Source organism: Massilia sp. BHUDP2 (assembly GCF_046236355.1).
Lineage (GTDB): Bacteria > Pseudomonadota > Gammaproteobacteria > Burkholderiales > Burkholderiaceae_D > Telluria > Telluria varians.
Window position 1 is genome coordinate 924,580 of record NZ_JBJUVW010000001.1, and the last position, 20,225, is coordinate 944,804.

At 65.7% G+C, this 20,225-nt stretch carries 19 protein-coding genes; 5 read left to right on the plus strand and 14 right to left on the minus strand.

Annotated elements, in window-relative coordinates:
- Nucleotides 1-113: 113 nt before the first annotated feature.
- The 7 genes from ACK6C6_RS04085 to ACK6C6_RS04115 all read right to left on the minus strand — a co-directional run bounded on the left by ACK6C6_RS04085 (nt 114) and on the right by ACK6C6_RS04115 (nt 8,236).
- Entirely contained in the window at nt 114-470 is a 357-nt protein-coding gene (locus ACK6C6_RS04085; protein WP_209588847.1) for a flagellar protein FlaG, read from the minus strand.
- Nucleotides 471-557: 87 nt separating this feature from the next.
- Nucleotides 558-2,027, minus strand: a complete 1,470-nt coding sequence (locus ACK6C6_RS04090) for a flagellin (protein ID WP_209588848.1) — start codon at nt 2,025-2,027, stop codon at nt 558-560.
- A 297-nt stretch (nt 2,028-2,324) separates the two neighbouring features.
- Nucleotides 2,325-3,557, minus strand: a complete 1,233-nt coding sequence (fliB, locus tag ACK6C6_RS04095; RefSeq protein WP_209588849.1) for a flagellin lysine-N-methylase — start codon at nt 3,555-3,557, stop codon at nt 2,325-2,327.
- Nucleotides 3,558-3,719: 162 nt separating this feature from the next.
- Nucleotides 3,720-5,282 carry a GGDEF domain-containing protein gene (locus ACK6C6_RS04100; protein WP_409266041.1) on the minus strand — a complete coding sequence of 521 codons (1,563 nt, stop codon included), beginning with the start codon at nt 5,280-5,282 and terminating at the stop codon, nt 3,720-3,722.
- A 262-nt stretch (nt 5,283-5,544) separates the two neighbouring features.
- On the minus strand, nt 5,545-6,192 hold the full coding sequence (locus tag ACK6C6_RS04105) for a response regulator transcription factor (protein ID WP_209588851.1): 648 nt from the start codon (nt 6,190-6,192) through the stop codon (nt 5,545-5,547).
- Complete coding sequence (locus ACK6C6_RS04110) at nt 6,189-7,637, minus strand: ATP-binding protein (RefSeq protein ID WP_409266042.1); 1,449 nt, start codon at nt 7,635-7,637, stop codon at nt 6,189-6,191. Before ACK6C6_RS04110 ends, ACK6C6_RS04105 begins: the two co-directional genes overlap by 4 nt.
- Nucleotides 7,634-8,236 carry a hypothetical protein gene (locus tag ACK6C6_RS04115; protein WP_409266043.1) on the minus strand — a complete coding sequence of 201 codons (603 nt, stop codon included), beginning with the start codon at nt 8,234-8,236 and terminating at the stop codon, nt 7,634-7,636. Before ACK6C6_RS04115 ends, ACK6C6_RS04110 begins: the two co-directional genes overlap by 4 nt.
- A 58-nt stretch (nt 8,237-8,294) precedes the next feature.
- On the opposite strand from ACK6C6_RS04115, the gene greB reads away from it, so the two are divergent.
- The 3 genes from greB (at nt 8,295) to ACK6C6_RS04130 (ending at nt 10,010) form a co-directional block, all read left to right on the plus strand.
- Nucleotides 8,295-8,864 carry a transcription elongation factor GreB gene (gene greB, locus ACK6C6_RS04120; protein WP_209588853.1) on the plus strand — a complete coding sequence of 190 codons (570 nt, stop codon included), beginning with the start codon at nt 8,295-8,297 and terminating at the stop codon, nt 8,862-8,864.
- Between the two features lie 46 nt (nt 8,865-8,910).
- Nucleotides 8,911-9,507, plus strand: a complete 597-nt coding sequence (locus ACK6C6_RS04125) for a biliverdin-producing heme oxygenase (protein WP_409266044.1) — start codon at nt 8,911-8,913, stop codon at nt 9,505-9,507.
- 77 nt (nt 9,508-9,584) lie between these two features.
- Entirely contained in the window at nt 9,585-10,010 is a 426-nt protein-coding gene (locus ACK6C6_RS04130) for a YciI family protein (protein WP_209588855.1), read from the plus strand.
- Between the two features lie 7 nt (nt 10,011-10,017).
- Here ACK6C6_RS04130 and ACK6C6_RS04135 read toward each other — a convergent pair whose 3' ends face one another.
- Nucleotides 10,018-10,410 carry a VOC family protein gene (locus tag ACK6C6_RS04135; RefSeq protein ID WP_409266045.1) on the minus strand — a complete coding sequence of 131 codons (393 nt, stop codon included), beginning with the start codon at nt 10,408-10,410 and terminating at the stop codon, nt 10,018-10,020.
- 276 nt (nt 10,411-10,686) lie between these two features.
- Here ACK6C6_RS04135 and ACK6C6_RS04140 point away from each other — a divergent pair, with 276 nt between their 5' ends.
- A complete protein-coding gene (locus tag ACK6C6_RS04140) occupies nt 10,687-12,291 on the plus strand; it encodes a methyl-accepting chemotaxis protein (RefSeq protein ID WP_409266046.1) in 1,605 nt (534 codons plus the stop codon).
- Nucleotides 12,292-12,393: 102 nt separating this feature from the next.
- The gene (locus ACK6C6_RS04145; RefSeq protein WP_409266047.1) at nt 12,394-12,960 is read left to right on the plus strand and encodes a hypothetical protein; all 567 of its coding nucleotides are present in this window, start codon (nt 12,394-12,396) and stop codon (nt 12,958-12,960) included.
- 9 nt (nt 12,961-12,969) lie between these two features.
- On the opposite strand, the gene ACK6C6_RS04150 is transcribed toward ACK6C6_RS04145, so the two are convergent.
- The 6 genes from ACK6C6_RS04150 to ACK6C6_RS04175 form a co-directional block, all read right to left on the minus strand.
- Nucleotides 12,970-15,207 (minus strand): ATP-binding protein, encoded by a 2,238-nt coding sequence (locus ACK6C6_RS04150; RefSeq protein WP_409266048.1) that lies wholly within the window; start codon nt 15,205-15,207, stop codon nt 12,970-12,972.
- A 125-nt stretch (nt 15,208-15,332) separates the two neighbouring features.
- Entirely contained in the window at nt 15,333-15,824 is a 492-nt protein-coding gene (locus ACK6C6_RS04155) for a hypothetical protein (RefSeq protein ID WP_409266050.1), read from the minus strand.
- Nucleotides 15,825-15,957: 133 nt separating this feature from the next.
- On the minus strand, nt 15,958-18,198 hold the full coding sequence (locus tag ACK6C6_RS04160) for a RelA/SpoT family protein (RefSeq protein ID WP_409266052.1): 2,241 nt from the start codon (nt 18,196-18,198) through the stop codon (nt 15,958-15,960).
- Nucleotides 18,199-18,275: 77 nt separating this feature from the next.
- Nucleotides 18,276-18,479 carry a DNA-directed RNA polymerase subunit omega gene (rpoZ, locus tag ACK6C6_RS04165; RefSeq protein WP_005665923.1) on the minus strand — a complete coding sequence of 68 codons (204 nt, stop codon included), beginning with the start codon at nt 18,477-18,479 and terminating at the stop codon, nt 18,276-18,278.
- Nucleotides 18,480-18,536: 57 nt separating this feature from the next.
- Nucleotides 18,537-19,184: a guanylate kinase gene (gene gmk / locus ACK6C6_RS04170; protein ID WP_027864404.1), complete on the minus strand. Its 648-nt coding sequence runs from the start codon at nt 19,182-19,184 to the stop codon at nt 18,537-18,539.
- A 141-nt stretch (nt 19,185-19,325) separates the two neighbouring features.
- Nucleotides 19,326-20,213 carry a YicC/YloC family endoribonuclease gene (locus ACK6C6_RS04175; RefSeq protein ID WP_209588862.1) on the minus strand — a complete coding sequence of 296 codons (888 nt, stop codon included), beginning with the start codon at nt 20,211-20,213 and terminating at the stop codon, nt 19,326-19,328.
- Nucleotides 20,214-20,225: the final 12 nt, after the last annotated feature.

A 20,225-nucleotide genomic window follows, 5' to 3' on the forward strand; every position in this document is an offset into this window, starting at 1 on the left:
GGAAATGTGTCCCAATTCAAATAGTTGGGAATCAAGCGCGTAAAGCTGACAGACGTGCAAGAGCGGCGCGCGCTCCCCGCAGGAAGCGCGCGCCGGGCAGGTGTCGAAGCGCTTCAGGCCGTCTGGCTGATCAGGAGGCCGCGCATCTTGTCGATGGACTTGGCGATCTCGAGTGCTTCGACCGACGGGATCTGGCGCACCACTTCGCGGGTGCCCTGGTCGATGATCTTGACGACGATTTCCTTGCTGTCTTCGTCGATCGCGAATTCCAGACTCTGCGACGATACGCGCATGCCTTCGTTGATCTTCTTGACGGCGTCGTCGACCTGTTCGCGCGAGGGCGGGGTGGCTTCCTGTGCTTCCGGCGCTTTCGCGGCCTTGGCAGGCTGGGTGTTCTGCTGCTCGAGTACCGGAAGCGACCGCTCTTCCAGCCGCGTCGCCACGGGTGAACCAAGTGATTGGATGTTCATGTGACTTCCCTAGCAAAAAATCCTCGGCTGAATCTCTTCAGCCGAGGATGCGTTTTTTACTGCCCGGATGGACTAGCTGGTCGACGATTAACCACGCAGCAGCGACAGGACGCCGTTCGGCAGCGAGTTCGCCTGGGCCAGCATCGAGGTGCCAGCTTGCTGCAGGATCTGGCCGCGGGTCATCTTGGCGGTTTCTGCGGCGAAGTCGGTGTCGACGATGCGGCTGCGCGATGCCGACAGGTTCTCGGTGGTCGAGGCCAGGTTCGAGATTGCCGATTCGAAGCGCGACTGCAGTGCGCCGTATTCCGCGCGCTTGCTGTTGACTGCTGCCAGGGCCGCATCGGCGGTCTTGATCGCAGCCTGTGCGCCGTCGAAGGTGCCGATGTCGATGTCAGCCACCGACTTCAGCTCCGAGGCTTCGCCGCCCAGTCCCCAGCCGCTGGCGGTGGCACCGTCGGCGGTCGAGAAGCTCTGCTCCGAATCCAGGCTGATGTTGCCCTTGGCAACACCGGTCAGGGCGCCGGTGGTCAGGGTCAGCTCGTTGCCGACCAGTGCCTTGCCGTCTTTCGCGTAGGTGTCCAGGTCGGCGGTCGAGGTAGCCACGTCAGCAGACTTGTTTTCCAGCTTGATGTCGGCGCCTTCGGCGTTGGTCAGGCGGATGCCACCGTTGGCGGCGTCGTAGGACGCGGTCACGCCGGTCTTGGCGGTCTGGGCGTTGAACGCGCTGATGGCGGCAGCGTAGTCGTCGGAAGTGCCTTTCGAGCCGACCGAGAACGAGACGGAAACGGCGTCGGTGTCGTTGTTCGACTTCAGGTCGAAGGTGTAGGCCTGGCCGGCCACGCCTTTCAGGTTGGCTTCGGTCTTGGCCGAAGCAACCACGCCGGTGTCGCCGCTGACTTCGTTGATCTTGGCGACAGCCGCCTTGGCGCTGATGTCGGCGCCGAATTCGACGGTCTTCGAACCCTGGTAGCCGTTGATGACCAGCTTGCCGGTAGCGACTTTACCGTCGGCGCTGACGTCGAGCGAGTCTTTCTTCAGCGAGTTGTTGCCGTACACCGAGGTCGAGAAGTTGCCGCCCGACATGGAGATCAGCTGGCCTGCGTTCGCGCCGACCTGGAAGCTCGAGGTGCCCGAGGTGCCGTCCAGCAGTTTCTGGCCGTTGAATTCGGTGGTGTTGGCGATACGGTTCAGTTCCGAGGTCAGCTGGGTGACTTCGGTCTGCAGGGCCTTGCGGTCGCTGGTCGAGTTCGACGCGTTCGACGACTGCACTGCCAGTTCACGGATACGCTGCAGGATGTCGCCCGAGCTCGACAGGGCGCCTTCAGCGGTTTGGGCCATCGACACGCCGTCGTTCGCGTTGCGGGTCGCCTGATTCATGCCGCGGATCTGCGAGTTCATGCGGTCCGAGATCGCAAGGCCGGCAGCGTCGTCCTTGGCGCTGTTGATGCGCAGGCCCGACGACAGGCGCTGGATCGAGGTGTTCAGGGAAGCTTGCGAGGTCGACAGGTTACGCTGCGAGTTCAGGGATGCAACGTTGGTGTTGATTACGGATGCCATGGTATTTCTCCAGACTGTATTTCGGGGTGGGCCACTGTGCCCTGTTCACTTTGGTGCGCCACGCTGTTCCGTGACGATCACACCGCTGTTGATGCTGGTAACGGTGGCCGTACGGAAACATTTAGGGAAGTCTCGAGAAATAAATTTCGGTTTTGCCCCTCAAGTTCCCCTCCGGGGTGCGCTTAAACGACAGCGTGCGGGCGAACTTTAGGGGTAAAAAAATTATTTTTCGTGCTTCAGAAAGGAAAAGGCCGGACGCGCTTGCGGTCCGGCCCTTGACAAGGAGTTAATAAAAACTCAGGTGCGGAGCAGGCAATACAGTTTGTCAAGGCCTGCCCAGCCACTCTCGTGCAGCGACGTGTGCAGCTGCCGGCTATAAGTATTGTCGTGTTGGAAACGGCGGCAGTGAAGGTGAACGACCGAGATCAGTTCGGACACGGAGGGCGGCTGCTCGGTATTGCAATAGCTCGCCAACAGGAAGCGCAGCAGGCCGAAGCGTGCCACCAGGTGCAGGTAGCTGTCATAGGGGTTCGGTGCGCTGAACGGGAAGAAATGCATGAACATTTCGTTCGCCAGGTAATTCTCGAGCATGAACGGCGCATCTTCCAGCACGCGGTCGAGCTGGTCCAGGCCCTGGCGGTAGGCGGCCACCAGGGCCTCCGCGCTGGTTTGCCCGTTGTCGTCGGCGCCCATGCGCGCGGAGAGCTGGCGGATGACGCCTTGCTGGAAGCGCGACGGCGTAGCGAAGCCCTTGGCGGCCCACAAGGTGGCGAACACCATGGCTTGCGCCGTGTGATTGGGCTGGATCGCATCGAGGGCGGCCAGCGCCGCGCCGCTTTCCACGAGCCCGATGAACTGCTCCAGCATGGCCGGCAGTTCGGCCTGCCGGCCTTGTGCGCAATGGCGCGACAAGTCGTCCGTGAAGACGCCCAGCAGCGCCAGCCGCTGCCACAGCGCCAGTTCCCGGGTGCGCAGGAGGTTCAGGCAGAAAATCCGGATCTCGTTCATCGTCGCCATCGACAGGCCGTAGCCGGGCTCGAGCTTGCTGACCATGGCTTCGCGCAGGCTCACGCTGCCTTCGACAAAGTCGAAGGCGTCTTCCGCCAGCAAGGCCTGGCGCGCGGCTTCCGGGCAGGAGAGCGTCAAGGCCTGCTCCATCTGCCCATCCACCTGCTGGGTGACACGGGGATAGGTAAAGCACAGATCGGAGATATAGGATTCGCCCAGCTGCGCATGGATCGAACACAGCCCGTCCTTCATGACCGGGCACTTCTGTTCTTCTCCTTCCGGCAGGATGGCGGCGTAGGCGATGCTGCCGAGATTATTTTCCGTGCGAACCAGGCTCTTCGACAGGGTCTTGCCGAGTTCGTGCGCGGAATCCTGGCGGTAGGCCTTGTAGGTCTTCTTGTCGATGTGGATGGGCCAGCTCGCGCAGCAGGTGTCCTCGCAGGTCGGGCCAAGGCAGCGGAAGCGCTCCACATAGCGCGGAATCAGGGAAGGGTAGGTGCGGGTGCGGTGCAGGATGGCCATGGTCTGGGGGCGAATAGATGAGCGTGCAACAGCAGAGTATACGAGGGCGCCGCCCGGGCGATTGCTTGATCACCTTGCGATTCGTGCCGCAATTCTCGGCTTGGCGAGAAAGATTTGCGCAGCTTACGTATTCTTCCACACATTAAGCTGCGCTAATCTTGTTCAGTCGGCCACCACGACCCGGTTCTTCCCGCTTTGCTTGGCCTGGTACATGGCGCGGTCGGCCCGGGCCACCAGACTGGCCTGGTCCTCGTTCGGGATGCGCAGGGCCACGCCGCAGGAGAAGGTGATCAGCATCTTCTCGTTGTCGTGCAAGAAGAAGTGGCGGGTGAGCTCGCGCTGCACGCGCACCATCGCCGCCGCCGCGGCGTCCACCGGGGTTTCCGGCATCAGGATCACGAATTCCTCGCCGCCGAAGCGGGCGATCACGTCCATCGAGCGCAGGGTGTCGCGCACCACCTTCACCAGGTGCTTCAGGGCCCCGTCGCCGGCCAGGTGGCCGTAGGTGTCGTTGAGCTTCTTGAAATTGTCGAGGTCGAGGATGGCCACGCACAGCGGCGTGTTGCGGCGGTCGGCGCGCGCGCTCTCGCGCTCGAACACGTCGTCCAGGCCGCGGCGGTTCAGGCTGCCCGTCAGCTGGTCTTCGCGCACCAGCTCGCTCATGTGCTGCAGTTCCGCTTCCAGGGTGCGGATGCGGTCCTCGGCTTCCTGGACTTCCTTGTGGACGGCCACCATGCGGTCGCGCGAAGCCAGCGCCTCGTCCTGGGCGGCGCGCATCTCGCGCAGCACTTCCTCCATCACCTCGTTCAGCTCGTCGATATTGGCGGCGCGGCCGATGCGGTCGGAATAGCCGGCCAGCCTGGCATGGTGGTCGCCGGTCGAGGCCGCCACCGAGCCGAGGCGGTCGATGAAGGTCATCATCATGGTCTTCATCGTCGCGCGCACGTCCGAGATGCTGTGCCGCAGCTGGCCCTGCTTGAGGATGACGTCCTTCAGGCTGCGCGTCGCGTCTTCCAGCGAGCGCACGTCGAGCGGGCCGGCGATCAGGTCCTGCACGGCGGCGATCTGGCCGCGCATCCAGCTGTCGTCGTCGAGCAGTTCGTTGACGTTGTCGAGCAGCAGGCGGAACAGGCGCAGCAGCAGTTCCTGCTGCTCGGCGCTGTCGCCGCTGCGCAGTTCGATCTGGTAGCACAGCTGCTTCAGGCGCCCGGACAGCTCGCCCAGCTCCTCGCCGCGCGCCAGCCGGACCGCCCCGCCCAAGGCTTCCGCCTCCTGGACCAGGGGCGGGCTGCCGGCCAGCAGGGTGGCCAGCGCATAGGCCAGCGAGCGGCCCAGCATCTCGCGCAGCTGGCGCGCATCGGGATCCTCGTCGCCCAGTGCCATTACCGGCGTGTTGCGGCGCAGGTGGCGGTCGGCCATCTGGCTCAGCGCCTGGGCGTAGCCGGTCCAGTCGGCGGTGCGGGCGGCGCGCAGCATGCGGCGGCCGGGTTCCGAGACTTCGCCCGGCGTCTCGCTCAGTCGGCGCGCGAAGTTTTCCAGCACCTCAGCGGCGGGATTCGGGACCGGGGTGGGCGGGGCGGGAGGAACGCCGGCGATCTCGTCGTAGATGGCTTTATAGGCGTCCGGCGTCGGCGCGATGCGGCGCGTTGCCAGGCGCCGGAAGGCTTCGCGGGCAATGTCGGCGGGATTCTGGCCGGTGCCGGCCGGCGGGGACGAGATGGACATGGCTGTCAAGACACGAAATGCTGTTGAGCGACATGATAAGCAGCTTCTTTGCCAACCATCAATTAAAAAACAGCAACAAACTGTGTTATTTCTGTACTTCTACAACAGATGTTAAATCTGCAATGGCGACGAATCACGTTTTTCGTAGCGTGGGCGGCTACGCCGCCCACGCGGTGATAGTTAGCTGAAAAATCGTATCGGATAATTTAGCTGTTCGTTGACCGCGTGGGCAGGAAACCTGCCCACCCTACAACAGCATGGGCTATCCCACCAGCTGGTTGCGGATCGCATAATGAGTCAGCTCGGCACTGTTCTTGAGCTTCATCTTCGCCAGCAGCCGGGCCCGGTATTCGCTCACCGTCTTCACCGACAGCGACAGTTCGCGCGCGATGTCGCTGACCGTCATTCCGGAGGCAATCATGGTCAGGGTCTGGTATTCGCGGTCGGACAGGGCGTCGTGCAGCGGCGCCTCGTGGTCTTCGCCGACCTGGGCCGCCAGGGTCTGGGCCAGGGCGGCACTGACGTACTTCTGGCCGGCGGCCACCTGGCGGATGGCCGTCACCAGCTCGCGCGGGGCGCTCTGCTTGGTCATGTAGCCGGCCGCGCCGGCCTTGAGCGAGCGGATCGCGTACTGGTCTTCGCGGTGCATCGACAGCATCAGCACCGCCAGCTCGGGCCGGTCCTTCTTGATCTGCTTGAGCACGTCGATGCCGTTGCGGTCGGGCAGGGAGATATCGAGCAGCATCACGTGCGGCCGCGCCTTGCCGACCAGCTTGACGGCATCGAGCCCGGTTTCGGCCTCGCCGGCGACGATGATGTCGCGCTGCTCGGCCAGGATCTGCTTCAGGCCCTCGCGCACGATCGCATGGTCGTCGGCGATGAATACCCGGATTGTTGCCTTGTCACTCATTTATCTGTTGCCAGCCTGGTCTTGATAGTCACCATCGTGCCACCTCCGGGCGCGGACGACAAGCTCAGCGTTCCCCCGAAAGCCTTGGCGCGCTCGCTCATGCTGTGCAGGCCGAAGGAATGCGGCTTGAGGCGGTCGGCCGGGTGGATGCCGCGTCCGTTGTCGCAGATCGTCAGGGTCAGGTGGGCGCGCTGCGGCCGCAGCGTCACCGTCACCCGGGTCGCGTGGGCATGCTTGGCGATGTTGGTCAGCGCTTCCTGGAAGATGCGGAACAGGGCGGTGGCGTGGTCGTCGTCGAGCAGGAGTTCCTCCCCCTCGTCCAGGGGGCAGCGGAAGATGCAGACGATGCCCATCTGCTTCTCGAATTCGCGCGCCTGCCATTCCAGCGCGGCCACGATGCCGAGGTCGAGCATCGTGGGGCGCAGGTCGAGCGAGATGCGGTGCACCGCCTCGATCGTGCGGTCGACCAGGTCGTCGAGGTAGTTGGCCTTTTCCAGCAGGGCCGGCTGGTTGTCGGGCAGGCGCGCGGCCAGCATGGCCAGCGCCATCTTGATGGCCGTGAGGTTGCCGCCGAGGTCGTCGTGGATCTCGCGCGCGATGCGCGCCCGTTCCTGCTCCTTGACCTGCTCGATGTGGCCGGTCAGTTCGGCCAGCCGGGCGCGCGAGCGCATGCTTGCTTCCTGTTCCTCCTTGCTGGCGCTGATGTTGGTCATGATGCCGTCCCACTGCACCGCGTCGCCCTCGCTCGGGTGCGGGGTGGCGCGCAGGTTGATCCACTTGACGTCCTTCCAGGCGTCGATCCAGATCCGGCCTTCCCAGTTCCAGGCGCTCATGGCGGCGCGCGAGGCCGCCATCGATTCCAGCCAGCCCTTGCGGTCTTCAGGCAGGATCAGGCGCTCGAACAGGCTGGCGTCGTGCTGCAGTTCCAACACGGACAGGCCGAGCAGGGCGGCGCAGCCCTCGCTCAGCCAGGGGAAAACCTGGCGCCCGTCCGGGTGCAGCACGAACTGGAACACCAGTCCCGGGGTATTGCGCACGATGGCGTCGAAGCGCGCCTGCGACTGGGCCAGCGCCTGCGCGGACGCCTGCTCCAGGCTGAGGTCGTCGGCAATCGCCAGCAGCAGCGAGCGGCCGTCGCGCACGATGCGCAGGAAACACAGCCGCACCGGATAGCTGCTGCCGTCGAGACGCCGCAAGCGGGTGCGCAGGCTGACCTGGGCGCCGACTTCCTCGCCCAGCCCGGCCAGCAGCTCGCCCAGCGCGGCGCGGTCGAGGCCGGGCGCCAGGCCGTAGGCGTCCATCGCCTGCAGCGTGGCCGCATCCATGCCCAGATTCAGGCGCGCGGCCTGGTTGGCGTCGATCACCCGCAGGGTGATGGCGTCCAGCAAATAGATTTCAGAAGCGGCCGCCTGCATTTCGGCGGCCAGGGCAAGGATGGGACTCATGGAAGTTCGGTCTCTGTCTTGTCTTGGCGGCGCGCCTGTTCGCGCGCCTGGAAGCGTGACCTGACGCGGGTCTTGAGGCGGCGCAGCACGCGCGCCAGGGGCGTGGCGCGCGTGCTGCGCAGGCGGCGCCGCGCATCCGCCATGGCCGCGCGCACCCGGCGCCAGAAACCGCTGGCGCGCAGGGCCGCCAGCAGGCGGTCCTTGAGCCGCAGGAAGCCGCCGTGCCAGCGCGCGAACCAGGCGAGGGTGAGCAGGGTGGGCAGGGTCAGCACGTAGATGCGCGCCACCACCACGGCGCCCCCCAGCTTGGCGGCCACGAAGCCGGCCAGGCCGGCCAGCGCATGGCCGTGGGCGATGGCGAGCAGGGCGAGCAGCTTGACCGGCAAGAGCAGCAGTCCGGGCAGCACGAAGGCGCACAGGGCGGCCCAGGCCGGCAGGGCGCCCACGCGCGCCTCGAGCCGGCGCAGCGGTGGCCAGGCGGCCATGCGCGCGGCGGCACGGCTGCCGACATCCCAGGTCCAGGCCTCGGCGAGCAGCACCAGCGCCGCCAGCTGGACCAGGGGCGCGAGCAGCCGGGATCGTGCGTGTGCTCGTTTCATGGAGTACATGATACGGGAAGCGTGAGCCGGCGGCGCCGCTTGCCGTTACAATAAGCTTATGAATAAGGCATTCGTAAAAGAGTCCGACAACGACGATGACGACGCCGAGGCGTTGGCGCTGGCCCAGGCGATTCCCGCCGGGGCCAAGAACTACATCACCCCGGCCGGCTACAAAGCCATCAAGGACGAGCTGCTGCAGCTGATCGACGTCGACCGGCCCGAGGTGGTGAGGGTGGTGCACTGGGCCGCCTCGAACGGCGACCGCTCGGAGAACGGCGACTACATCTACGGCAAGCGCCGCCTGCGCGAGATCGACCGCCGCATCCGCTTCCTCACCAAGCGCATGGATTCGGCCTTCGTGGTCGACCCGAGCGTACATCATGGCAACGACCAGGTCTTCTTCGGCGCCACCGTCACCTACCTCAACAAGGCGGGCGAGGAGCACACCGTGACCATCGTCGGAGTCGACGAGCTCGACCCGCTGCGCGGCAAGATCAGCTGGGTCTCGCCGGTGGCGCGTGCGCTGACCAAGGCGCGCGAGGGCGATGTCATCACGCTGCAGACGCCGCTCGGAACCGACGAGCTGGAAATTCTTTCGGTGGAATATCCGGAACCGGTTACCGACTAGGTTCCCCAACTGGTAAGATGGACGATTCGCCGCTTTTCCAGCCCTCATGAACCGTTCCAACGATTCCGCGCGCGACACCGACGTACTGGCCGCGCTGCGGACTGCGACTGCCTCGCGGCACGAGCGGCTCGACAGCGGCCTGCCGCTGTCCGCACCCCTTCCTTCCCTCGACGATTACGCCGCGCACCTGCACATGGTGCGCGACTGGCTGGCGCCGCTCGAAGGCTGGCTGGCCGGCTTTGCCGACGGCCCCCAGGCCGAACCCACGCTCCCGCCTACCGGACGCCTGGCCCTGATCCAGGCCGACCTTGCCGAGCCGCGCATGCCCGAGGTCCGGCCCCTGCGTCCCGCCCCGGCCTGGCCGGCGGATGCCAGCGCCGCCTGGCGCTGGGGCGTCGCCTACGTGATCGAAGGCTCGCAGCTGGGCGGCGCCGTCCTGTACGGCAAGCTGGTCGGGCCGCTGGCCCCGCATCCGCTGCGCTACCTGCGCGGCGACGAGGGCGGCCCGGGCCCGCGCTGGCGCGCCTTCATGGGAGCGCTGCGTGCGCATGTCACCGGCCCGGTGGAGATCGCCGAGGCCTGTGCCGGGGCCTGTGCGGCCTTCGATGCGATCCTTGAACTGGCCCAGCTGGAAAAAAATTAAAAAATCCGGGCGGCGATGTCGATTGCCGGCCTTCCCGATCGTCGTAGTGTCAACAACCAACCCAAACGGAGGATGCGATGCGATTCATGATCTTGCTGAAGGCGGACAAGCACAGCGAAGCGGGCGAAATGCCTGACGAGAAACTGCTCACTGACATGGGCAACTTCAATGACGAGCTGATCAAGGCCGGCGTGATGCTGGCCGGCGAAGGCCTGCACCCGTCCTCGCGCGGCGCACGCGTTCATTTCGATAAGAGTGGAAATGTCCGCGTGGTCGACGGCCCCTTTGCCGAAACCAAGGAATTGCTGGCCGGTTTCTGGATCTGGAACGTGAAATCGAAGGAAGAGGCGATCGACTGGGTCAAGCGGGTGCCGATGCCGATGGCGGGCGGCGAAGCCGAGATCGAGATCCGCCAGATCTTCGACATGGAAGACTTCGGCGAGGCCATGACCCCGGAACTGCGCGAGCAGGAAGAGCGCCAGCGCGCCGCGCTGGCCGGCTGAGCGCTGACTAAGCGTGGGGGGCTGCGGGCGGCTCCCAGAGTTCAACCTTATTGCCCTCCGGGTCGATGACCCAGCCGAACTTGCCGAATTCCGAGTCGTCGGTCTGGTCCATGACGTTGCAGCCTTCCTCGCGCAGAGCCTGCAGCAAGGCGTCCAGGTCGGCGACCCGGTAGTTGATCATGAAGTTCGCCTTGCCCGGGGCGAAGTGCTCGTTGCCGGCCTGGCCGATCGACCAGATCGTCACCCCGCCGTCCGGCTTGCGCGCCGCATCGTCCCAGGTGAAGGCGGCGCCGCCCCAGTCCAGCACGTCGACGCCCAGATGCCGCCCGTACCAGGCGCGCAGCGCCACCGGGTCTTGTGCGTGGAAAAAGATGCCGCCGATGCCAGTAACCCGCTTCATGTACTCTCCGATCTGGGAACGCTGTGTGCGTGGGAAGGCCAACAGTAGCATCACGTGCTTCCTGTTGGCAATGCGGCAGGCTCGATTCGTCTTGTACCGGAATACGTAATATCCCTGAGTTGTGCAATTGCCGCATTGAACCGCAATTGCCCCTCGGCAATGTTATTCTCTGTCGTCGCGTCGCTGGCACCTTTGGTACCACCGCAAGCAAGGGCGCCCGGCCCACCTGTGTTCATCCCTTGACGGCATTCCGTCACCTCCGGAAGGAATCCAGCAGTGAAAAACCTCAAGATCGGTGCCCGCCTCGGCATCGGGTTCGCCATCGTCCTGTCCCTGTTGCTCGTCGTGACGCTGACCGCGCTGGCGCGCATGCAGTCGGCGGGCGACCTGACGCACCGCCTGGTCAACACCAGCATCAAGAACCAGCGCAACGTGGCGGAGTGGGGCAAGCTCATCGAGCTGAACAGTGCACGGATCGAAACCGTGTTCGTGGCCACCGATCCGGCCGTGTACGCCGACATGGCGCAGCGCATGCGGGCCGTCTCGGCCCGCTCGAACGAACTGCAGAACGCGATCGAAAGCTCGCTGCGCAACGAAGGCGTCAAGGAACAGTTCAAGGTCGTCAAGCAGGAGCGTGTCGCCTACCTGGCCACGCGCGACGCGCTGTTCAAGGCGAAGCTGGATGGGAACCACGAGCTGGCAGGCACGATCTACCGCGAGCAGATGCTGCCCCATACGAAGCGTTTCCAGGACGCCGTCGCCAAGCTTGCCCACATGCAGATCACCGCGGCCGACGGGGTCGCCAGTTCCATCCTCGATTCCTATGCGGGCACGCGCCTGCTGCTGGTCTGGCTGGGCATCGCCGCCATCGTCTTCGGCGTCGCCTGCGCCTGGCTGATCACCCGTTCGATCACCGTGCCGATCCGCGCCGCGGTGGCGGTGGCGGAGAAGGTCGCCTCCGGCGACCTGGCCAGCCGCATCACGGCCGGCAGCCGCGACGAAACCGGCCAGCTGATGCGGGCGCTGGGCGCGATGAACGACAGCCTGGCCGGCATCGTCGGCCGCGTGCGCGCCGGCACCGGCACCATCGCCGTGGCATCGGGCGAGATCGCGGCCGGCAACCAGGACCTGTCCGCGCGTACCGAACAGCAGGCCAGCGCCCTGGAAGAGACCGCGGCCTCGATGGAGGAGCTGACCTCGACCGTGAAGCAGAACGCGGACAACGCGCGCCAGGCCAATCGCCTGGCCGGCGAGGCCGCCATGATCGCCGGCCAGGGCGGCGAGATGGTGGCCGAGGTGGTCTCGACCATGGGCGCCATCAACGACGCCTCGCGCAAGATTGCCGACATCATCGGCGTCATCGACGGCATCGCCTTCCAGACCAATATCCTGGCGCTGAATGCGGCGGTGGAAGCGGCGCGCGCCGGCGAACAGGGCCGCGGCTTCGCGGTCGTGGCGACCGAGGTGCGCAACCTGGCCCACCGCTCGGCCAGCGCCGCCAAGGAAATCAAGGCGCTGATCGACGACTCCGTGTCGAAGGTGGCGGAAGGCAGCAGCCAGGTCGACCGCACCGGCGTGACCATGAACGAGATCGTGCGCAGCATCGGCCAGGTGACCGTCATCATGAACGAGATCGCCAACGCCAGCGAAGAACAGCGCGCCGGCATCGAGCAAGTCAACGGCGCGATCGTCGAGATGGACCGCGTGACCCAGCAGAATGCGGCGCTGGTCGAGGAAGCCGCCGCCGCCGCGGTGGCGATGCAGGAGCAGGCGGCCGAACTGGCGCAGGTGGTCGGCACCTTCCGGCTGGAGCGCGACGGGCATGCGGCGCGCCCGCAGTCCAGCGCGCGCGGGCAGCTTGCCCTGCCGGTGCAGGCCTGAACCCCATCCCGCCGCGCACGACTCCCTTGCCGGGATTTGCCAAGCGATGTGGATTGCTCCACACTGGCGCCCAACGACAACGGTTTCGAAAGGACGCAGCACATGGGATTTTCCCTTGCCTGGATCGCGATACGCGGCAAATCGAAAGACGACATCCTTGCCCAGCTGTCGCTGGCCGACACGGGCGAACCCGATGAGCTGAACGAGAGCCCGGTATCCGGCGCGGACCTGCCGGGCGGCGGCTACCTGCTGGTCTTCAAGGACATGGCGCACCCGGCCACCCAGGCCGAGGGCATGGCCCGCCTGTCCGCGGGCTGCGAGGCGCTCGGCTGCCAGGTCGAGGAACACGTCATGGCCAGCGCCGCCTTCCAGTACAAGGATGGGGCCAAGCTGTGGGACGTGGTCCACCTGTCCGAGGAAGGGCTGTACCACCTGGCGGTGGACGGCACGCCGCCCGCGCTGCTCGCCACCATCCACGCCGAAATGAAGGCGACCCAGGACGAACAGGGCGGCGCCGATGCCGACGTGGACTGCCTGTTCGAAGTGCCGCTGATGCTGGCCACCGCCTTGTGCGGCTATCGCCACGACGAGGCGGCGCTCCTGTCGGGGGAAACGCTCGACTTTACCGAACTGGTTCCCGCCACGCCGGGCGCAGGCCGCCGGCACTGAGGCGGGTCTTCAGTCGCAGACGGCCTGTCCCGCCTGGGCCTGCGCGGCATCCGCCAGGATGCGGTCGAGCGCTGCGATATCGATCGGCTTGACGAAATGGTGGTCGAACCCGGCCGCGAAGGCCTTGTCCTGGTCGTGCATCTGGCCGTAGCCGGTCAGCGCGACCAGCACCGCATCTGCGCTGCCGGGAGCGGCGCGCAGGCGGCGCGCCAGTTCGTAGCCGTCGATATCCGGCAGGCCGATGTCCAGGATGTAGAGCGGCAGCGGCTTGCGCAGGCTTTCGTCGAGGGCGCTGTGGGCGTTGGCCATGACCGTGACATGGTGTCCCTTGGCCTCCAGAAGGTGGGCCAGCGAGCGCGCCGCATCGACATTGTCGTCGACGATCATCAGGTGCACCGGTGCCGCGCCTCCCCGGGCGGCCTCGTGCGGCGCGCGCGCCTGGGTGGCGCGCTCGGCATGCAGCGGCAGGGTGAGGGTGAAGCAGGCGCCTTTGCCGATACCGTCGCTGTGCGCGCTCGCCTGTCCATCGTGCATGGCCATGATGCTGCGCACCAGTGCCAGCCCCAGTCCCAGGCCGCCCTGCGAGCGGTCGGCCGAGCGCTCCGCCTGCCTGAACAGGTCGAATACATGGGGCAGCAGTTCCGGATCGATGCCGATGCCGTTGTCGGAGACGGCAAGGACCAGCTGCTCGCCCCGCGTTTCGACCGTTAATGCGATCCTGCCGCCCGGCGGCGTGTATTTCGCGGCATTGGTCAACAGGTTGGCGATGACCTGGACCAGGCGTTTCTTGTCCCCGAGGACGACCGCCCCGGACGAGCGCAGGTCCAGCGCGAGCGCATGCTTGCGCGAATCGATCAGGGGCTGCGCCTGTTCGATGGCGCTCTTGATCACTGCGTCGATCTCGACCGCTTGCCGGTCGATCGAGACCAGTCCCCGGGTCACGCGCGAGACGTCCAGCAGGTCGTGGATCAGCGACTTGAGGTGGTCGGCCTGGCGGATGATGATGTCGCCGGTACGCTGCACGCTCGCCTCGTCCCGTCCCGGGAGCTTGAGCATGTGCGCGGCCGCGACGATGGGCGCGAGCGGGTTGCGCAGTTCGTGGGCCAGCATGGCCAGGAACTCGTCCTTGGCGTTGTTCTGGTTCTCGGCCGCGCGCCGTGCGTCCCGTTCGCTGCACAGCAGCTGCTCGCGTTCGCGTTCGAGCCGCCGCCGGGCCTCGTTCTCGGCTTCGAGCTTGGCGCCCGCATCGTGCAGGGCGCGCTGCAGCACGTCGGCTTCGACCACTCCCGAAGGCTGGACCACCGGCATCTTGCCGAGTTCGAGGGACTTGGCGGCATCGAGGGCGAGGTCGAAGGACGCGCTGAGCCGCCGGGCGAACAGGACGATGCCGAGCAGGGCGCTGCCCAGGGCGAACAGCAGCACGCATCCCGCGATCAGGGTGGCGGTGCGCGCCGGCCGGTTGATTTCTTCTTCCGGCGCGGCGATGGCGATGGTCCAGTCGGCGCGGGTGGTATGGGTGAAGGTGTTGTAGGCCCAGAATCCATCGCGCGTCAGGTTGACCAGCCTGCCGCTGGCGCGCTCGCGCGATGCCTTGTACAACTCAGGCCTGACCGGCTTGCCGACGAATTCCTTCTCGCGCAGGTTGCGGGCGATCGAGATGCCGTCGTCGCCGAACACGCCCACCACCCAGTTCGGCGGCAGTTCCTGGCGGTGCAGCAGGGCGGTGATGTGGCTGACGTGGAAGGTGTGCGACAGCAGGAACTGGCGCCCGCCCGCGCTTTTCACGGGCAGGTTGACCGACACGACCTTCCACTTGCCGGCGCGGCCCTCGCGCAGGTTGGTCACGCTCGGCTTTTGCAGCGCGATCGCTTGCGGCACCCAGGTGTTCGGTCCCTCGTCGAAACGGGTGCCGTAGGGGTGGTGCGTGTGCATCAGCATGCTGCCGTCGGCGCCGTAGAGCACGGCCCAGGAATCGGGCGAGGTGATGGTTTTGCGCATGAGCTCGTACAGGGGCAGAAAATCTTCCCTGGACATCTGGTCGGTCTGGCCGATCACGCGCAAGGCGCCCTCGGCGCGCACCAGTTCCTTGTCGATCGACAGCGCGATCGAGCGCGCGCGCGCCTCGACCGTCAGCAGGCGCGCTTCCTTCTCCTCTTCCAGCAAGAGGTTCAGGCCCCAGGCGGACAGCGCCAGCAGCGGTACAAGGACGGTCAGGACGATCGCGGCAAGGTAAGTACGCGTCTTCATGCTGTTCTCTTGGTTTAACCAAGGGATTCTAACAGGCAAGGGCAGGACTTGCCTTTGTCACGCGTCGGTTCCTTGCGCTATCCAGCCGCGAGCCCGATGCGGGATCGGGCTGCAATGAACGCGCTTTATTCGCGGTAGGTGATTTTGCCGCTCAGCTTGATGGTGCCGGCGCCGGTCAGCAGTTCCTGGCTGCCGGTGAAGTCGCCGCCGCCGGAAGCCCGGTGGTAGCGTCCGGTGCCGCCGGTGATCTGGAAGGTGGCGTTGCTGAAGACGACCTTGCCCGGGTCGGAAGGGACGGCCTGGCCGCTGTAGTTGGCGTAGATCACCTCGCCGCTCCTGGTGAGCAGGGTGATGCGGCCGTCGCTGAAGGTGAGCAGCGGGCCGTTGGGCGTGACGCAGTCCTTGCCCATGAAGGCGACCGGGCCCAGGGCCGGATCGTTGCCATGCCCGACCAGCGTGCCGCCGAGCTTCGAGGTGCAGCGCAGCGCCGGCCCCAGCACTTCATGGATGACGCCGGTGATGACCAGCGGCTTGGTGACCAGCGAATCGGCCGAGGCGGTGAAGCTTGCGCCGAGCAGCAGCGACGCGAGGGCAAAACGGAGGGAGGAGGTGTTCATGTAAGCGCTCTCGTGGTGGATATTGTCCAAATATTAATATGGACAAGCTGCCAATGAGCGCACGAATGGATGAGCTGTGTCGGCGCATGCAGGGTGCATGCGGGCGGCCGGGCGCCCGGCCGCCGTTGCGGTATCAGGAACGCTCGCGCTCGACCCGGTTCACGCCCGCGACCCGCCGCAGATTGCGGATCAGCTGCGCCAGGTGCACCCGGTCCTTCACCTGGATGGTGAAGCGCAGCTGCGTCATCAGGTGTTCGTCGTCCTCGTCCATGCCGACATAGGTGATGTTGGCGTCGGACTCGCCGATCTCGGCGGCCACGCGCGCCAGGATGCCCTTCTCGTTGTTGATGAGCAGGCGGATGCGGCAGTCGAAGCGGCGGTTGAGTTCCTCACCCCACTGCACGGCGATCCAGCGGTCCGGTTCCTTGGAGCGGACCCGCGCCGCCGGCAGGCAGTCCTTGGTATGCACCACCAGGCCCTGGTCGCGGCGCAACTGGCCGGTGATCTGGTCGCCCGGGATCGGCAGGCAGCACGGCGCCAGCTGCACCGAGACCCCTTCGCTGCCGTAGATGGTGACCGGGTCGATGTCGCTGGCAGGCAGCGGCAGGTCGGACGGCTTGTGTTCCGGGTCGGCGTCCATCAGGCCGAAAATGTGGCGCGCCACCAGTTGCGGCATGCGCTTGCCGATGCCGATGTCGGCATACAGTTCTTCCATCGACTTGGCCGAGGATTCCGCCAGCAGCTTTTCGATGGTGCTCGGCGGCAGCTCGGCGCCGATGTTGCGGGCGGCCAGGGCGCCGGCCAGCAGTTCCTGGCCCAGCTCGACCGACTCGTTGACGTTCACCGTGCGCAGGTAGTGGCGGATCGCCGAACGCGCCTTGCCGGTACGGACGAACGACAGCCAGGTCGGGCTCGGACGCGATTCCGGATCGGTGACGATCTCGACGATGTCGCCATTGTGCAGTTCGGTGCGCAGCGGCTGGGTCTCGTTGTTGATCTTGACCGCCACCGTGTGGTCGCCGATGCCGGTGTGGATCGAGTAGGCGAAGTCGAGCGCCGTGGCGCCGCGCGGCAGGGCGATGATCTTCGACTTGGGGGTGAACACGTAGACCGAATCCGGGAACAGGTCGACCTTGACGTGCTCGAGGAATTCGGCCGAGTCGCCGGTCTGCTGCTGGATGTCGAGCAGCGACTGCAGCCAGGCGTGGGTGCGCTGCTGCAGGTCCGACATGTTCGAGTCGCCGGTCTTGTACAGCCAGTGCGCCGCCACGCCGCTTTCGGCGGTGCGGTGCATGTCCTGGGTGCGGATCTGGAATTCGACCGGGGTGCCGTAGGGGCCGATCAGGGTGGTGTGCAGCGACTGGTAGCCGTTGATCTTGCGGATCGCGATGTAGTCCTTGAACTTGCCGGGCATCGGCTTGTACAGGGCGTGCAGGGTGCCGAGCGCCACGTAACAGTTCGGGACCGTGTCGACCACCACGCGGAAGCCGTACACGTCCAGCACCTGCGAGAACGACAGGTGCTTGTTGCGCATCTTCTTGTAGATGCCGTACAGGGTCTTTTCGCGGCCGTAGACCTCGGCCTGGATGCCGCTAGTTGCCAGCTGGTTCTTGACCGCCTCGAGGATCTTCTTGACGACTTCGCGGCGGTTGCCGCGCGCCGCCTTGATGGCCTTGGCCAGCGTGAAGTAGCGCAGCGGGTACAGGTGGGCGAAGGACAGGTCCTGCAGCTCGCGGTAGATGTTGTTCAGGCCGAGCCGGTGCGCGATCGGCACGTAGACTTCCATGGTCTCGCGCGAGATGCGGCGGCGCTTGGCCGGGACCATCACGCCCATGGTGCGCATATTGTGCAGGCGGTCGGCGAGCTTGATCAGGATGACGCGCACGTCCGAGGCCATGGCCAGCAGCATCTTGCGGAAGTTCTCGGCCTGGGCCTCGATCTGGCTCTGGAACTCGATCTTTTCGAGCTTGGACAGGCCGTCGACCATGTTGGCGACCTGGGCGCCGAAGCGCTCGATCAGCTCGTCCTTCTTGACGTCCTGGTCTTCGATCACGTCGTGCAGCAGCGCGGCCATGATGGCCTGGGCGTCGAGCTTCCACTCGGCGCAGATCTCCGCGACGGCGATCGGATGGGAAATGTAGGGCTCACCGGACTTGCGGACCTGGCCGAGATGCATCTCGTCGGAGAAACGATAGGCTTCCTTGACCTTTTTCAGCTCGGCGGGGGTGAGGTAGTCGGACAGCTTGTTGATGAGCTGCGTGACCGAGGCGACGCCCGGGGCGGGCGCCGGTGCCTCGGCGTCTTGCGGTTTGCCCGGACGCTTGGTGCGGGCAGGGGTTCCTGGATGGGTCGAATCCGGGGAAGACAAACTCATATGTAATATCGATCAGCCAGTGTAGGCACAGAATAACAGAATATCGATATACCGAAATCCAGGTTCCCCGCAGGGTCTTACATCGGCACTTTCTTGAGCATTTCCAGGCCGACCTTACCGGCGGCGATTTCGCGCAGCGCGACGACGGTCGGCTTGTCCTTAGCTTCGACCTTCGGGGTGTGGCCCTGCAGCAGCTGGCGCGCGCGGTAGGTCGCGGCCAGGGTCAGCTGGAAGCGGTTCGGGACGTTCTTGAGGCAATCTTCGATGGTAATGCGGGCCATAGGTCACTCCTGAATTGGACAATGTGCGACGACCTTGCGGTGCCGCACGCTGCTAGATCACAAATTTGGTTGTTGCGCGTGGATTCCCAGCTGGGCAAACAAGTCGGCGTTGCGCGCCGCCTGCTGGGCGAAACGGCAACGTGTCGCTTTGACAATCGCCTGCAGTTCTGCGAGGGCGACGTTGAACTCTTCGTTGATGATAGCATATTCGAACTCCGGAGCGTGAGCCATCTCCCCCCCGGCGGCCAGCAGGCGGCGGGTGATGATGTGGGGCTCGTCGGTGCCGCGCTTGTGCAGGCGCTCCTCCAGGGCTTCGATCGACGGCGGCAGAATGAAGATGCCGGCGGCGTCGGGGAACTGCTTCTTCACCTGGCGCGCGCCCTGCCAGTCGATCTCCAGCAGGATGTCGGTGCCCAGCTTCATCTCCTGTTCCACGGTCAGGCGGCTGGTGCCGTAGTAGTTGCCGTGGACTTCCGCCCATTCCAGGAACTCGCCGCGGTCGGCGCGCGAAACGAAGTCTTCCGCCGTCGTGAAGTGGTATTCGCGGCCGTCCTGCTCGCCCGGACGCGGCGGACGCGTGGTGGTCGAGATCGACAGCTTGATGCCCGGTTCCAGCTTCAGCAGGGCGTTGACCAGGGTCGATTTGCCGGCGCCGGATGGTGCGGCGACGACGAACAGGCTGCCGGAGAGGGCGGGAGTGATCATGTGTGTTTCCTTGTTCTGGTACGGGTGTTCATCATAACGTCGAACGCGCGGGCAAGGAACTTGCCCACCCTGCCGTAGGGTGGACGGGTCCCCCGTCCGCGCGTTCACATCACCGTCGCACTGTTGCGCAACGACAACAAATTATTCCAGGTTCTGCACCTGCTCGCGCATCTGCTCGATCAGCAGCTTGAGCTCCATCGACGCATCCGCCAGCTCCTTGACCGAGGCCTTGGCGCCCAGCGTGTTCGCTTCGCGGTTCAGTTCCTGCATCATGAAGTCGAGGCGCTTGCCGACCTGGCCACCCTTCTTGAGGATGTGGCGGGTCTCGTTCAGGTGGGCCGACAGGCGCGACAGCTCTTCCGAGACGTCGATGCGGATGCCGTACAGCGTCACTTCCTGGCGAATACGCTCCAGCACTTCCTGGCGCGTCAGGGTCGACGGGTTGCCGTGTCCGGCCAGGCCCAGCGCGTCCTGCATGCGCTCGATGGCCTTTTGCTGGAACTGCGCGATCACCTGCGGGATGAGCGGGGTGATGCGCTTGACGATCGCTTCCATCGCGTCGATCCGCGACAGCAGCATCGCTTCCAGCGCCGCGCCTTCGCGCCTGCGGCTGTCGACGAAGGCGGCCACGGTGGTGGCGGTGAGGGCGGCGACATCAAGCTGCAGCGACTCCTGGCCCACGGTCGACTCTTCGATCACGCCGGGCCAGCGCAGCAGTTCGGCCACCGTCATCTGCGCCGCCTGGGCGAAATGCCTGGTGACTTCAGCCTGCAGACGTGCGAGGTCGGCCAGCAGTTCCTGGTTGAGCACTTGCGAGCCGCCCGCGGTCTTGCGGCCGAAGGACAAGCGCACCTCGACCTTGCCGCGCGTGATGGCGGCCATGATGGCGGCGCGCAGGTCGGGTTCCAGCGCGCGCAGTTCGTCGTTGATGCGGAACTGGAGGTCGAGGAAGCGCGAATTGACGCTCTTGATCTCGATCGTGAGGGTGCCGGCAGCGCTTTCGCTGGTGGCAACCGCATAACCTGTCATGCTTGAAATGCT

Bases quoted from the DNA above. Each gene is read 5' to 3' on its own strand.
- ACK6C6_RS04085 (WP_209588847.1), bottom strand. From the start codon at position 470: ATGAACATCCAATCACTTGGTTCACCCGTGGCGACGCGGCTGGAAGAG.
- ACK6C6_RS04090 (WP_209588848.1), bottom strand. From the start codon at position 2,027: ATGGCATCCGTAATCAACACCAACGTTGCATCCCTGAACTCGCAGCGT.
- fliB (WP_209588849.1), bottom strand. From the start codon at position 3,557: ATGGCCATCCTGCACCGCACCCGCACCTACCCTTCCCTGATTCCGCGC.
- ACK6C6_RS04100 (WP_409266041.1), bottom strand. From the start codon at position 5,282: ATGTCCATCTCGTCCCCGCCGGCCGGCACCGGCCAGAATCCCGCCGAC.
- ACK6C6_RS04105 (WP_209588851.1), bottom strand. From the start codon at position 6,192: ATGAGTGACAAGGCAACAATCCGGGTATTCATCGCCGACGACCATGCG.
- ACK6C6_RS04110 (WP_409266042.1), bottom strand. From the start codon at position 7,637: ATGAGTCCCATCCTTGCCCTGGCCGCCGAAATGCAGGCGGCCGCTTCT.
- ACK6C6_RS04115 (WP_409266043.1), bottom strand. From the start codon at position 8,236: ATGAAACGAGCACACGCACGATCCCGGCTGCTCGCGCCCCTGGTCCAG.
- greB (WP_209588853.1), top strand. From the start codon at position 8,295: ATGAATAAGGCATTCGTAAAAGAGTCCGACAACGACGATGACGACGCC.
- ACK6C6_RS04125 (WP_409266044.1), top strand. From the start codon at position 8,911: ATGAACCGTTCCAACGATTCCGCGCGCGACACCGACGTACTGGCCGCG.
- ACK6C6_RS04130 (WP_209588855.1), top strand. From the start codon at position 9,585: ATGCGATTCATGATCTTGCTGAAGGCGGACAAGCACAGCGAAGCGGGC.
- ACK6C6_RS04135 (WP_409266045.1), bottom strand. From the start codon at position 10,410: ATGAAGCGGGTTACTGGCATCGGCGGCATCTTTTTCCACGCACAAGAC.
- ACK6C6_RS04145 (WP_409266047.1), top strand. From the start codon at position 12,394: ATGGGATTTTCCCTTGCCTGGATCGCGATACGCGGCAAATCGAAAGAC.
- ACK6C6_RS04150 (WP_409266048.1), bottom strand. From the start codon at position 15,207: ATGAAGACGCGTACTTACCTTGCCGCGATCGTCCTGACCGTCCTTGTA.
- ACK6C6_RS04155 (WP_409266050.1), bottom strand. From the start codon at position 15,824: ATGAACACCTCCTCCCTCCGTTTTGCCCTCGCGTCGCTGCTGCTCGGC.
- ACK6C6_RS04160 (WP_409266052.1), bottom strand. From the start codon at position 18,198: ATGAGTTTGTCTTCCCCGGATTCGACCCATCCAGGAACCCCTGCCCGC.
- rpoZ (WP_005665923.1), bottom strand. From the start codon at position 18,479: ATGGCCCGCATTACCATCGAAGATTGCCTCAAGAACGTCCCGAACCGC.
- gmk (WP_027864404.1), bottom strand. From the start codon at position 19,184: ATGATCACTCCCGCCCTCTCCGGCAGCCTGTTCGTCGTCGCCGCACCA.
- ACK6C6_RS04175 (WP_209588862.1), bottom strand. From the start codon at position 20,213: ATGACAGGTTATGCGGTTGCCACCAGCGAAAGCGCTGCCGGCACCCTC.